At 37.5% G+C, this 14,329-nt stretch carries 14 protein-coding genes; all 14 read right to left on the reverse strand.

Going from position 1 to position 14,329, the window contains the following annotated elements:
* Window positions 1–2 precede the first annotated feature (2 nt).
* The gene (locus J4P91_RS03385) at window positions 3–794 is read right to left on the reverse strand and encodes a phosphatidate cytidylyltransferase (RefSeq protein WP_207992968.1); all 792 of its coding nucleotides are present in this window, start codon (window positions 792–794) and stop codon (window positions 3–5) included.
* Window positions 795–811: 17 nt separating this feature from the next.
* Window positions 812–1,588: an undecaprenyl pyrophosphate synthase gene (uppS, locus tag J4P91_RS03390; RefSeq protein ID WP_017151257.1), complete on the reverse strand. Its 777-nt coding sequence runs from the start codon at window positions 1,586–1,588 to the stop codon at window positions 812–814.
* A gap of 85 nt (window positions 1,589–1,673) precedes the next feature.
* Window positions 1,674–2,231 carry a ribosome recycling factor gene (gene frr / locus J4P91_RS03395; protein ID WP_017151256.1) on the reverse strand — a complete coding sequence of 186 codons (558 nt, stop codon included), beginning with the start codon at window positions 2,229–2,231 and terminating at the stop codon, window positions 1,674–1,676.
* Between the two features lie 2 nt (window positions 2,232–2,233).
* Entirely contained in the window at window positions 2,234–2,956 is a 723-nt protein-coding gene (gene pyrH, locus J4P91_RS03400) for a UMP kinase (protein WP_017151255.1), read from the reverse strand.
* Window positions 2,957–3,022: 66 nt separating this feature from the next.
* Complete coding sequence (gene tsf, locus J4P91_RS03405) at window positions 3,023–3,910, reverse strand: translation elongation factor Ts (RefSeq protein WP_017151254.1); 888 nt, start codon at window positions 3,908–3,910, stop codon at window positions 3,023–3,025.
* Between the two features lie 82 nt (window positions 3,911–3,992).
* Window positions 3,993–4,694 (reverse strand): 30S ribosomal protein S2, encoded by a 702-nt coding sequence (gene rpsB, locus J4P91_RS03410; RefSeq protein ID WP_012094919.1) that lies wholly within the window; start codon window positions 4,692–4,694, stop codon window positions 3,993–3,995.
* A 362-nt stretch (window positions 4,695–5,056) separates the two neighbouring features.
* Window positions 5,057–5,836: a GTP-sensing pleiotropic transcriptional regulator CodY gene (codY, locus tag J4P91_RS03415; protein WP_000421288.1), complete on the reverse strand. Its 780-nt coding sequence runs from the start codon at window positions 5,834–5,836 to the stop codon at window positions 5,057–5,059.
* Between the two features lie 77 nt (window positions 5,837–5,913).
* Complete coding sequence (gene hslU / locus J4P91_RS03420) at window positions 5,914–7,305, reverse strand: ATP-dependent protease ATPase subunit HslU (protein WP_207992969.1); 1,392 nt, start codon at window positions 7,303–7,305, stop codon at window positions 5,914–5,916.
* A 22-nt stretch (window positions 7,306–7,327) separates the two neighbouring features.
* Complete coding sequence (hslV, locus tag J4P91_RS03425) at window positions 7,328–7,870, reverse strand: ATP-dependent protease proteolytic subunit HslV (RefSeq protein WP_003199482.1); 543 nt, start codon at window positions 7,868–7,870, stop codon at window positions 7,328–7,330.
* A gap of 42 nt (window positions 7,871–7,912) precedes the next feature.
* On the reverse strand, window positions 7,913–8,812 hold the full coding sequence (xerC, locus tag J4P91_RS03430) for a tyrosine recombinase XerC (protein WP_017151252.1): 900 nt from the start codon (window positions 8,810–8,812) through the stop codon (window positions 7,913–7,915).
* 65 nt (window positions 8,813–8,877) lie between these two features.
* On the reverse strand, window positions 8,878–10,182 hold the full coding sequence (gene trmFO / locus J4P91_RS03435) for an FADH(2)-oxidizing methylenetetrahydrofolate--tRNA-(uracil(54)-C(5))-methyltransferase TrmFO (RefSeq protein ID WP_017151251.1): 1,305 nt from the start codon (window positions 10,180–10,182) through the stop codon (window positions 8,878–8,880).
* 51 nt (window positions 10,183–10,233) lie between these two features.
* Complete coding sequence (gene topA / locus J4P91_RS03440) at window positions 10,234–12,312, reverse strand: type I DNA topoisomerase (protein WP_017151250.1); 2,079 nt, start codon at window positions 12,310–12,312, stop codon at window positions 10,234–10,236.
* Window positions 12,313–12,456: 144 nt separating this feature from the next.
* A complete protein-coding gene (dprA, locus tag J4P91_RS03445; RefSeq protein ID WP_017151249.1) occupies window positions 12,457–13,326 on the reverse strand; it encodes a DNA-processing protein DprA in 870 nt (289 codons plus the stop codon).
* Between the two features lie 88 nt (window positions 13,327–13,414).
* The gene (gene sucD, locus J4P91_RS03450; protein ID WP_017151248.1) at window positions 13,415–14,317 is read right to left on the reverse strand and encodes a succinate--CoA ligase subunit alpha; all 903 of its coding nucleotides are present in this window, start codon (window positions 14,315–14,317) and stop codon (window positions 13,415–13,417) included.
* Window positions 14,318–14,329: the final 12 nt, after the last annotated feature.

The raw sequence follows: 14,329 nt of genomic DNA on the forward strand, positions 1-14,329 counted from the left end.
TATTATGAAATGAAATGTAAGAAATGTAAAATTGGTAATACGAACAACCAACTATCTGTTCGATCTAATATTCCACCGTGTCCAGGTAAGATTGTACCTGAATCTTTCACACCGTAATGACGTTTAAATGCAGATTGTACTAAATCACCAATTTGTCCAAAAATAGAGATTGCGATTGTAACAACAATTAACATTCCAACATTTCCTTGAACTGTGAAAAACATATTGTATACAAAAGCAACGACAATCCCGCAAACAATACCACCTAATGAACCTTCTATCGTTTTATTCGGACTAATCTCTGGCCACAATTTTCTTTTTCCAATTGCTTTTCCTATGAAATATGCGCCTGAATCAGTTGCCCAAATGACAAATAATGCATAAAACACATAATGGATTCCTGCTATTCTCGTTTCATTTAAATATAAGAACCCCATTGCAACATACGTTGTTGCCATAAGTAAAAATGAAGCATTGTCAAAAGTAAATGTATTCTTCGAAAGGACTGTATATGATAAAAGTAATAAAACAATCAAAAATGTGATTTCTAATTTATCTAATCCAATCCAATCAAAAAATCCTAATGCATTACTGGGAACTAAAATAATCCATAATAATAATGCAGCTAAAAACGTTGGTACCGAAATAAGTGTAAGCTTGTTCATACGAACTAATTCATATAATCCAATTGAAGCAAGTGCATACACTAAAACTGTAAAAGGCACGCCACCGTAAAATACGATGGGAATGAATAGCGCGGCAGCAATCACTCCAGTAATAATTCTCTGTTTCACTACCAAACCCTCTCTTTCTACACGCCTCCGAATCTGCGCCCTCTATGTTGAAAGTCTGTAATCGCATTTAGCAAATGTTCCTCGGTAAAATCTGGCCAATACACATCTGTAAACCAAAGCTCCGAATACGCAATTTGCCATAGCATGAAATTACTAATACGCAATTCCCCACTTGTACGAATAAGCAAGTCTGGGTCAGGTAAAGAACTTGTCATTAAGTATGAAGAAAGCATTTCTTCATTTATATCTTCTGAACGAACTTTCCCTTCTTCGTTATCTTTCATCATATGTTGCACAGCAGAAACGATTTCATCGCGACTTCCATAGTTTAACGCAAAATTAAGAATTAATCCCGTGTTCTCTTTTGTATCTTCCATGGCCTTCTCCATCGCTCTGCGCGTATGCGTAGGAAGACGATCTTTTTGTCCAATTACTCGGACTTGTACATTTTCTTCAATCAATTCTGGTAAAAATGTACCTAAAAATTCTTCTGGAAGCTTCATTAAATAATCGACTTCCTTTTTCGGTCTTTTCCAGTTCTCAGTTGAAAAAGCATAAAGAGTCAGCACTTTCACATCAAGTTTACTAGCAAATTTCGTAATTTTTTTTACTACTTGCATTCCTTCATGATGTCCAGCAATACGAGGCATTGCTCTTCTTTTCGCCCATCTTCCATTACCATCCATAATGATTGCAATGTGCTCTGGGATATGCCCCTTTTTCACTTCTTCAATGAGATGATCAAACGATGTGACCTTTTTACCTTTAAAAAAAGGAAACTTTTTAAACATCATTCATACCCTCCAACAAGCAGACGTATGCCTAAAAGTGTAAAAAGACCCCCTTAAGAAGAGGGTCATATTTGCGAAGGTATCGCTATTACACTTCCATGATTTCTTTTTCTTTGTTTTTTGCGATTTCGTCAACTTTTGCAATATATTTATCTGTTTCTTTTTGGATATCTTCTGTATATCCTCTTAAGTCGTCTTCTGTAATCTCGCCAGCTTTTTCAAGTTTTTTAAGATCATCATTAGCATCACGACGTACGTTACGAACCGCTACTTTTGCCTCTTCAGCATATTTCTTAACAGTTTTTACTAGGTCTTTACGACGTTCTTCTGTTAATGCAGGGAATGCGATACGAATTACTGATCCGTCGTTAGAAGGATTTAATCCTAAATCAGCTTTTAAAATTGCTTTTTCAATATCACCGATAGATGTTTTATCATACGGTTGAATTACAAGTAAACGTGCTTCAGGCACTGTAATATTCGCTAATTGCACAACAGGTGTTGGTGCACCATAATAATCAACTTGTACTTTATCTAATGCAGACGCGCTTGCACGACCAGCACGAACTGAAGCTAACTCACGAGAATAAGCAGCAACTGCTTTTTCCATTTTTTCATTTGCAGTTTTTAATACTTGTTGTCCCATGTTTATTTCCCCCTTACAATTGTTCCAATATTTTCGCCTAAAACGGCACGTTTAATATTACCTTTTTCCATAACTGAGAATACAATTAATGGAATATCATTATCCATACATAAAGAAGAAGCAGTAGAATCCATTACACCTAAACCTTCTTTTAATACATCTAAGTAAGTAAGTGTTTCATATTTCGTAGCTGTTGGGTCAATAGATGGATCTGCATTATATACGCCATCTACATTGTTTTTCGCCATTAAAATAACATCAGCTTCAATTTCCGCTGCACGTAATGCTGCAGTTGTATCCGTAGAGAAGTATGGGTTACCTGTACCTGCCGCGAAAATAACAACACGTTTCTTCTCTAAGTGACGAACTGCTTTACGACGAATGTAAGGTTCTGCCACTTGACGCATTTCAATAGAAGTTTGAACACGTGTTTGAATCCCAATGTTCTCCAAACTATCTTGAAGTGCTAATGAATTCATAACGGTTGCTAACATGCCCATGTAGTCCGCTCCTGCACGATCCATGCCCATTTCGCTTCCGATTTTCCCACGCCAAATGTTACCGCCACCAACAACAACAGCAACCTCTACATCAAGTTCTGCAATTTCTTTCACTTGTTCTGCAACTGATTTAATAACAGCTGGGTTAATTCCAAATCCTTTTTCACCAGCTAAAGCTTCACCGCTTAGCTTTAAAACAACACGATTATATTTCGGTTTACTCATAATGAACCTCCAATTGCTTACATCTTTATTTTAAAAAAGGGAACACAATGTGTTCCCTAATCTGTATTAGTTGTTACCTTTTACTTGGTTCATTACTTCTTCAGCAAAGTTGTCTTCACGCTTCTCGATACCTTCACCAACAGCGTAGCGAACGAATCCTTTTACCGTTCCGCCTTTAGACTCAACGAACTGACGAACTTTCATATCAGGGTTTTTAACGAATGCTTGGTCAAGTAAACAAATTTCTTCGAAGAATTTACCTAGGCGACCTTCAACCATTTTAGCAACGATTTTTTCAGGCTTGCCTTCGTTTAAAGCTTGTTGTGTTAATACTTGACGCTCATGCTCAACTTCTTCAGCTGTTACAGCATCGCGGTCGATGTATTTAGGGTTAACTGCTGCAACGTGCATTGCTACGTCTTTAGCAGCTGCTTCATCAGTAGAACCTTCAAGAACTGTTACTACACCAATACGTCCACCCATATGTAGGTAAGCGCCGAATGCATCTGCATCAGTTTTTGTTACGATTTCGAAACGACGAAGTGTAAGTTTTTCACCGATTTTAGCGATTGCTTCGTTAATGTGTTCTTCTACTGTTTTACCGTTTGCAATTGTTTGAGTCATAGCTTCTTCAACAGTTGCAGGCTTGTTAGCTAATAAGTGAGCAGCTAATTCTTTTGTTAAAGCTTGGAAACCTTCGTTTTTCGCAACGAAATCAGTTTCAGAGTTTAATTCTAAGATTAAAGCATCGTTACCTTGTGTTTCGATGTATGTTAAACCTTCAGCAGCAATGCGGTCTGCTTTTTTCGCAGCTTTCGCAATACCTTTTTCACGTAAGAAATCAATTGCTTTCTCCATGTCGCCATTCATTTCTGTTAAAGCTTTTTTGCAGTCCATCATACCTGCGCCAGTTTTTTCGCGAAGTTCTTTTACCATTTGTGCAGTAATTGCCATACTTTTCATCCTCCTAAAATATGTATTTATACCTTAAAAAAGGTGATAAAAGGCCGAACCCCTTATCACCTTTCCAAATTTGTTACGCAGTAACAGTTTCTTCACCTTGTTTTGCTTCAAGGATCGCGTCTGCCATTTTAGATGTAAGAAGTTTTACAGCACGAATTGCATCATCGTTTGCTGGGATTACGTGATCGATCTCGTCTGGATCACAGTTTGTATCAACGATACCGATGATTGGAATGTTTAATTTGCGTGCTTCAGCAACTGCGATACGCTCTTTACGAGGGTCTACTACGAATAATGCACTTGGAAGACCTTTCATATCTTTAATACCGCCTAAGAATTTTTCAAGACGCTCTAACTCTTTTTTAAGTTGAACAACTTCTTTCTTAGGAAGTACATCGAATGTACCATCTTCTTGCATTCTTTCGATGTCTTTAAGACGCTTGATACGCTTTTGGATTGTTTGGAAGTTTGTTAACGTTCCACCTAACCAACGTTGGTTAACGAAGTACATACCAGCACGAGTTGCTTCTTCTTTAATAGCTTCTTGTGCTTGTTTTTTTGTACCTACGAATAAAATGTCGCCACCTTCAGCAGCGATGTTACGCATTACGTTGAAAGCTTCTTCAACTTTTTTCACAGTTTTTTGTAAGTCGATGATGTAGATACCGTTACGCTCTGTGAAAATGTAACGTTTCATTTTTGGGTTCCAACGACGAGTTTGATGTCCGAAATGAACACCAGCTTCAAGCAATTGCTTCATAGAAATTACTGACATAATTTAGTTCCTCCTAAATGGTTTTTGATATCCTCCGTTTACTTCATCTCTAAGCGAAACTACAAGCGTAGCACCAACACTTAAATCAGTAAACGTGTGTACTTTGTACTGACACCACTGCTTACTATATCATAATGAAATATTACAATCAAGTCGAAAATGCGAACAATGTAAAACTTTCTTTTTGATTATGATTTTACTCTTCTTTCTCCCCTGCTTCAGTTCCAGTATTACCACTCTTTTTCTACTTTAAGCAACCTTGTCCAATGAAGAAAACTAAAATTTCCCGCACGTTAAATCACAATAAATCTCTCAAAAAATACAAAAAGCTCTCCTCATACGAGAAGAGCTTTCCTTAAAAATTAGTTTGTTTTTAATTTAGCAAGTTCATGTAAAAACTTGTCGTTTAATACTTTAATATATGTTCCTTTCATCCCTAAAGAACGAGACTCAATAACTCCTGCACTTTCTAATTTACGAAGTGCGTTTACGATTACAGAACGAGTAATTCCAACGCGATCAGCGATTTTACTTGCAACAAGTAAACCTTCTGTTCCGTTTAATTCTTCGAAGATGTGCTCAATTGCTTCTAGCTCACTGTATGATAACGAGCTAATTGCCATTTGAACAACCGCTTTACTACGCGCTTCTTCTTCGATTTCTTCCGCTTTTTCACGTAAGATTTCCATACCTACTACAGTTGAGCTGTATTCAGCAAGAATTAAATCATCATCTAAGAATTCTTGACCAAGACGAGCTAACACTAGTGTACCTAGACGCTCACCGCCACCAACGATTGGTACGATTGTAGTTAAACCTTGACCGAATAATTCTTTGTTTTCTACAGGGAATGCTGTATATGCACTATTTACATCTAAGTTTGAAGATGTTTCTGTAATATTAAATAAGCTTTGTGTATACTCTTCTGGGAATTGGCGCTCTGCAAGCATTTGTTTCATACGCTCGTTCTCGATTTGTTGGTGAATTGCATATCCTAATAATTTACCACGACGACTTACAACGAATACGTTTGCTTCAATTACTTCACACATTGTATCTGACATTTCTCTAAAGTTAACAGGCTTGCCTGCTGCGCTCTGTAATAACGCATTTAATTTTCTCGTTTTTGCTAATAATTCCATTTCTAAAGTTCCTCCTACATGTTACTCACATATTTTTTCATCACTTGGAAACTAGGGCGAGTCACCTGATGACACTATTACAAAATAAACTGGCTCACATCTTTATTTTTAGCAATCGTTGCTAATTTTTCCTCTACATATTGAGGTGTTATCGTTATTTTCTCTAACGTAATTTCAGATGCTTCAAACGATAAATCTTCAAGAAGTTTCTCCATAATGGTATGAAGTCTTCTCGCTCCAATATTATCCGTATCTTGATTAACTTGATAAGCAATCTCAGCAATCTTACGAATAGCATCGTCAGAAAATTCAATTTCTATACCCTCAGTTGCTAACAATGCTATATATTGTTTCACTAAAGCATTATCAGGTTCTACAAGAATTTTAACAAAATCATCAACCGATAATTTTGTTAATTCCACTCGGATTGGGAATCTCCCTTGCAGTTCTGGGATCAAATCAGACGGTTTGGACATATGGAAGGCACCAGCCGCAATAAATAAAATATAATCTGTTTTCACCGATCCATATTTCGTTGCAACGTTCGATCCTTCTACAATTGGCAAAATGTCACGCTGTACACCTTCACGCGATACGTCCACGCTATTCGACTGCTTACCAGCAATTTTGTCAATTTCATCAATAAAAATAATCCCGAGCTGTTCAGCACGATAAACAGCCTCTTGTGTAACTTCATCCATATCAATTAAGCGCTGTGCTTCCTCATTTGTCAAGACTTTTCTTGCTTCTTTTACAGAAAGTTTGCGTTTTTTCGTTTTTTTCGGCATAAAACTTCCTAATGCATCTTGGAAATTCATCCCCATTTGTTCCATACCAGTTCCTTGCAACATATCGAACATAGAAGACTGTTGTTCCGTCACTTCAATCGATACAATCTCTTCTTCAAGTAAACCGGCAGCAAGTTTCTTTTCAACTTCTCGGCGATTCTTTTCAATTTCTGTGTCATCTTGTGTTTCAGATGTCTGATTCGCATTTTGATTTCCACCAAATAACATCTCTAACGGATTTTTGAATCCAGATTGTTTTTGTGGACTCGGTACCAAAATTTCAACAAGCCGTTGATTCGCTTGCTCCTCAGCTTTATCTTTAACCTTTACAACCATTTCTTCTTTTACAATACGAACTGAAGTTTCTACAAGGTCACGCACCATAGATTCTACATCCCGGCCGACATATCCAACTTCTGTGAATTTCGTCGCCTCAACCTTAATAAAAGGTGCCCCAACGAGCCTCGCCATTCGTCGTGCTACCTCTGTCTTTCCGACCCCTGTCGGTCCAATCATTAAAATGTTCTTTGGAGCAATTTCATCGCGTAAATCTTCTGCTAGTTTACTGCGACGATATCGATTTCTAAGTGCTACTGCAACCGCTTTTTTCGCATCTTTTTGACCAATAATATATTGATCCAATTTTTCTACAATTTGACGCGGAGTAAAATGTAAATGCATATAAAATGCCTCCCTTACGATTCTACAATTCTTCCACAATAATGTTGTGATTTGTATACACACAAATGTCACCAGCAATTTCTAAACTTGCTTTCGCAATTGCTTTTGCTGTTAAATGTTCACTTGCATGTTGCTTTAAAGCTCGACCAGCTGCAAGCGCATAATGTCCACCTGAACCGATTGCTAAAATGCCATCATCCGGTTCTATTACTTCTCCTGTTCCTGAAACAAGCAGTAACGTTGTTTGATCCATAACGATTAACATCGCTTCCAATTGACGTAGCATTTTATCACCACGCCATTGTTTCGCCATTTCAACTGCAGCACGTTGTAGGTTTCCATTATACTCTTCTAATTTCCCTTCAAACATTTCAAAAAGAGTAAACGCATCCGCAACGGAACCTGCAAATCCAGCTAACACCTTCCCTTGAAATAGCTTTCGAACTTTGCGTGCTGTATGCTTCATCACAACAGCATTACCAAATGTCACTTGTCCGTCGCCAGCCATAGCACACTCTCCATTATGGTGAATGGCAAATATCGTTGTAGCGTGGAAATTTCCCATAGAAAAAACTCCTTTTTATGTTTTTATAGCTTTAAAAGCAATTTATGCCCGCGGGTGATGCTTCATGTAAACAGAACGCAATCTTTCTTTTGAAACATGCGTATAAATTTGTGTCGTTGATAAATTTTCATGACCCAGTAACTCCTGTACAGTTCGTAAATCTGCACCTTCATCTAACATATGTGTAGCAAATGTATGCCTTAACATATGCGGACTTATTCGCATTGTAAGAGAAGCTTTCTTAATGAGCTCATTTAAAATATAACGCACACCTCGATCTGTTAACGGCGTACCCTTTGCATTTAAAAACACCATTTGAGAGTGTTCCTCCGTTTTTTTAGCTAACTGTTTTCTCCCGTTTTCTATATAAGTAGTTAAAGCATCTTGCGCATAACTTCCGAATGGAACGTACCTTTGTTTTTTGCCTTTTCCCGTCACTAGAATCGTCCCTACTGAAAAATCAATATCAGCAAGTTGTAAACTTACACATTCACTCACACGGATCCCTGTTGCATACATAAGCTCTAATAAAGCTTGATTCCTTTGACCAAGTGGCGTTCCTGTATCAGAAACTTCAAACAATTTCTCTAATTCTTCAACGTACAAAAACTTTGGGATTGACCATTCTTTTTTGGGGAGTGACGCAAGTGCAAACGGATTATCTTCTCGATATCCTTCACGCATCAGAAAACGATATAAACTTCGTAAACTTGATACTTTTCTCGCGACAGATTTACGGGCTAGCTTTTCATCGTGTAACGTCGTTAAATACAAACGAACATCTACGTATGTAACATCTAAAAAAGAGGATATACCTTCTCGCTCCATAAATTGCACAAAATGTTCTAAATCATTTTGATAACTCGCAATTGTATATTTTGAATAATTTCTTTCAATTTGTAAATATCCAACGAATAATTGTAACAATTTCTTCACATTCACACAACTCACCTCAATAAAGGCTACTAAATCGTATCACAACTCAGTAGCCTTTGCAAGAAATTTAACTAAATATTTACAAAATTTTGAATTGTTTCTAAAGCGCGTGTTGCGTATGCTTCATTTCGCTCTTGTTTCTTTTTAATTTTCTTTTCTAACGGTGCAAATAAACCAAAGTTTGCATTCATCGGTTGGAAGTTTTTCGCGTTTGTTGCAGTAATATAATTCGCCATACTTCCCATTGCAGTTACTGGTGGCAATACAACAGGCTCTTCTTCTTTTACAAGGCGCGCTGCATTAATCCCCGCTAATAGTCCTGAAGCAGCCGATTCTACATATCCTTCAACACCTGTCATTTGCCCCGCAAAGAATAAATCATCACGATGTTTATATTGGTATGTTGGACGAAGTAATTTCGGTGAATTAATAAACGTATTGCGATGCATGACACCATAGCGTACAATTTCTGCATTTTCCAGTCCAGGAATTAATTGTAATACTTCTTTTTGAGGTCCCCACTTTAAATGTGTTTGGAACCCAACAATATTGTATAACGTTCCTGCTGCATCGTCTTGGCGTAATTGAACAACAGCGTATGGTGTTTTTCCTGTTTTCGGATCCTCTAGCCCCACTGGTTTCATCGGTCCAAATAACAATGTCTGTCTACCACGGCTTGCCATTACTTCTACAGGCATACATCCTTCAAAGAATACTTCTTTCTCAAATTCTTTTAATGGCACTGTCTCTGCAGCAATTAAAGCATCATAAAAACGGTCGAACTCTTCTTCTGTCATTGGGCAGTTTAAATATGCCGCTTCGCCCTTATCATAACGAGATTTTAAATATACTTTGTTCATATCGATGCTGTCTTTTTCCACAATTGGTGCAGCTGCATCATAGAAATAAAAATAATCTTCACCCGTTAACTCTTTTAGCTGTGCAGAAAGATTTGGAGATGTAAGTGGACCTGTTGCAATAACAGTTGGTCCTTCTGGGATTTCTGTAATCTCTTCATTCATTACAGTTACGTTCGGATGATTCTTCACATATTCAGTTACCTTTGCTGCGAACTCATGACGGTCTACAGCTAAAGCTCCTCCTGCTGGTACAGAACACTCATCAGCTGCACGAATAATAACAGAGTCCATTCGGCGCATTTCTTCTTTAATAACCCCAACAGCGTTTGTTAATGTATTTGCACGAAGTGAGTTACTACATACTAACTCAGCAAATTTATCTGTATGATGAGCCGGCGTTTGTCTTACTGGTCTCATTTCATATAATTTTACTTGGACACCACGTTTTGCAATTTGGTAAGCTGCTTCACTTCCTGCAAGACCTGCACCAATGACGTTTACTACTTGTGTTGTCATGTATTTATCACCTTTCCTTTTCTATCCCGAAAAAAATGTGAGCAGTTACGCTCACATTTGTTGTTCTTCTTCATAATCACAAGAAATACATTGTACCTGAACGCCTTTTTTCAACTTCTTCTCTACGAGCATGCCTTCACATTTCGGACACTTCCGACCAATCGGTTTATCCCAAGATACAAAGTCGCATTCTGGATACGTGCCACATCCATAGAAAAGACGTTTCTTTTTATTGCTTCGGCGTTCAATAATTTGTCCTTTATCACATTTCGGACAAGTTACACCGATTTCTTTCACAATCGGTTTTGTATTACGACAATCAGGGAAATTAGAACAAGCCATAAACTTCCCGTATTTGCCCATTTTAAAGACCATCGGGTGACCACATAATTCACAATCTTCCCCAGCTGGCTCATCTTTAATCTCGACTTCACGCATCTCCTTTTCCGCTTTTTCTAAGCGGGGTTCAAAGCCTACGTAGAAATCATCAACAATTTTTACCCAATTTGCTTTTCCCTCTTCTACTTCATCAAGGTTTTGCTCCATATTGGCCGTAAATTCAATGTTAATAATTTCTGGGAAAAACTCTAAAATAAGTTCAATTACAATTTCTCCAAGTTCAGTAGGAACAAAGCGTTTATTGTCTAATGCAACATACCCTCGCTTTTGAATCGTTTCAAGTGTCGGTACGTAAGTAGACGGTCTCCCAATTCCAAGCTCTTCAAGTGTCCTAACTAAACGGGCCTCTGTATAACGTGGTGGTGGCTGCGTAAAGTGCTGCTTTGGCTCCACATCTTTTGAAAATACGGTCTCTCCTATTTCTAAAGGAGGCAGCATTTTATCTTTTTCTTCCGCACCATCATCTTTCGATTCTACATAAACTTTCATAAACCCTGGAAATTTCACTACTGAGCCACTTGCACGGAATTGAACGTTATTATTAATGAGTCTAGCTGTAACAGTATCCATTATAGCAGATGCCATTTGACTTGCAACAAATCGCTCCCAAATCAATTTGTATAAACGATGTTGATCACGACTTAAGAAACTTTTCAGCTCCTCTGGCTTTCTCATCACAGAAGTTGGACGAATTGCCTCATGCGCGTCTTGTGCATTTGCTTTTTTCGTTTCCTTCTTCTTCTCTGTTCCTATGTATTCCGAACCAAACGCTTCAGTAATGTAAGAACGTGCTTCTTCTTGAGCTGTTTCTGAAATACGCGTTGAGTCTGTTCTCATATACGTAATAAGACCTACAGTTCCCTGTTTACCAATATCTATTCCTTCGTATAGCTGCTGTGCAAGCATCATTGTTTTCTTCGCTCGCATATTTAATTTACGTGCAGCTTCTTGCTGTAAAGAAGACGTTGTAAATGGTAATGCAGGATTACGTTTTCGCTCTTTTTTCGTTACATTTTCAACTGAAAACGCATTGTCTTTCATTGTTTCAATTATGTCTTTTACTTGCGCTTCATTTGTTAATTGAACCTTTTCTCCGTTTACACCGTAAAAAGATGCTTCAAATGTGTCTTTTCCTTTTACAAATTCTGTTTTAATTGTCCAGAACTCTTCCGGAATAAAGCTTTGAATTTCTTTTTCACGATCAATAATTAAACGAACCGCTACAGATTGTACACGTCCTGCACTTAATCCTTTTTTGACTTTCTTCCATAATAAAGGACTAATATTATAACCAACAAGGCGATCAAGTATTCGTCTTGCTTGTTGCGCGTCTACTAAATCCATATTAATTGCACGAGGATGTTTAAATGACTCTTTAATTGCATCTTTTGTAATTTCATTAAATACAACCCGGCAATCTGATTCAACATCTACATTTAACGTATTCGCTAAATGCCAAGCAATCGCTTCTCCTTCGCGGTCTGGATCGGCTGCGAGATAAACTTTTTTTGCTTTTTTTGCTGCTGATTTTAAATCTTTTAAAACAGGACCTTTACCACGAATGGTAATATACTTCGGGGTGAAGTTGTTCTTTACTTCTATCCCCATTTGGCTTTTAGGTAAATCGCGAACATGTCCCATAGACGCGACGACTTTGTATTTTTTCCCTAAATATTTCTCAATGGTTTTCGCCTTAGAAGGCGACTCCACGATTACGAGGTAATCTGACATGCTAGTGCCTCCTTAAGAGGTGGATTCAAGTCTTCATTAATCTTATTGATTTCTCTTGTTTTTGTCAATCAAGAATGAGTATAACATACAGTGCCAATCTACCATTTGTCAATAATTGTTTAATAAAAACATAAAAATATAAGGTTAATTTAAAAATTCTTCGAGAATATCCTCTGCTTTCTGAACAAGTTTTGCCCCTTGCTTTATGAGTTGATTTGTTCCTGCTGCACTTTCCGTAAAAATAGGACCTGGAAGAGCAAATACCTCTCTATTTTGTTCTAAAGCGAGATCTGCTGTAATAAGCGAGCCGCTTTTTGATTTTGCTTCCACTACTAAAACCCCTTTACAAAGACCACTTATAATTCGATTTCGCTTCGGGAAATACCATTTTTTAGGAGGGTAATGAGGTGGATATTCTGTTAATAACAGTACATTATTATCCCACATTTTATAAAAATGACCATTTTCTTTCGGATACATATACTGTAGGCCATGCCCTAAGACAGCAATAGTGGAACTATGTTGCTGCACTGCGATTTGGTGAGCAATCGTATCAATTCCACTTGCAAAGCCGCTTACAATTAACCATTCTTTATCTATTAGCGGTTGTAAAATAGATTGTATGCTTCCTTTCCCATATAAAGAAGGTTTTCTTGTTCCAACTACTGCAATTTTATTTATTTTTCCTAATAATTCTCTCTTTCCTTTTCCATATAAAACGAAAGGCGGATCTGGTATTTCACGTAATAATTCCGGATAATCATCATCCCATATTGTGACGTGAAAAATACGATTTTTTTCTAAATGACGTGTACATTGTGATGGGGTATATGTTTGTAAGAAGCTAACTAATTCAGAAGATTTTTTTGGAGTTAATCCAGCATATTTTTCGAATTCCACCGAGCTAAAACTACACAGTTTCTTGATCTCTGGATCCATATGCAGTAAGCGAGCTAATGCTTTCCAATGATCCGCTAACACATAATGAAGATGGAGCAATCGTTCCTTTTTCATAACCATTCTCCTTACCCATAATTTTTATTATGTAAACAGAAAAAATGTAAAAAGACACCCTCTAGCATGAAGGTGTCTTTCAAAAAGATTAATAGTTTTTACAAGTTTCAAATAATCCCTTTTCTTTTAAAACAGAGATTAAAGTTTCACCCATAACAGCTGGCGTTTCAGCAACTTTGATACCACAAGCTTCCATTGTTTTAATTTTTTCAGCAGCTGTACCTTTTCCGCCAGAAATAATGGCACCAGCATGGCCCATACGTTTCCCTGCAGGCGCTGTTTGACCACCGATAAACCCAACAACAGGTTTTGTCATATTTGCTTTTACCCACTCAGCAGCTTCTTCTTCTGCTGTTCCGCCAATTTCGCCAATCATAATAACGGCATGTGTTTCCTCATCTTCATTAAATGCTTTTAACGCATCAATAAAGTCTGTACCATTAACAGGGTCACCACCGATACCTACAGCAGTTGATTGACCGATGCCTTCTTGTGTTAATTGATGTACAGCTTCATATGTTAATGTACCAGATCGAGATACAATACCTACATGACCTTTTTTATGAATATATCCTGGCATAATACCAATCTTACATTCATCAGGTGTAATTACACCCGGACAGTTTGGTCCAAGTAAACGTGTCTGTTTACCTGCCATATATTTCTTAACTTTAACCATATCTAATACAGGGATTCCTTCTGTAATACATACTACTAAGTCAATCTCTGCATCAACAGCTTCCATAATTGCATCAGCCGCAAAAGCAGGTGGAACGTACACAACTGAAGCGTTTGCGCCCGTTGCTTTTACAGCATCTTCTACTGTATTAAAGACAGGTACGCCTTCAATTTCAGTGCCGCCTTTACCAGGTGTTACACCACCGACAATTTTCGTACCATATTCAATCATTTGTTTTGTATGGAATAAACCTTGTGAACCAGTAATACCTTGTACAATAACTTTTGTATCTTTATTAACTAATACACTCATTTTTCTCCCCCG

The sequence above is a fragment of the Bacillus sp. XF8 genome (assembly GCF_017498755.1).
Lineage (GTDB): Bacteria > Bacillota > Bacilli > Bacillales > Bacillaceae_G > Bacillus_A > Bacillus_A bingmayongensis.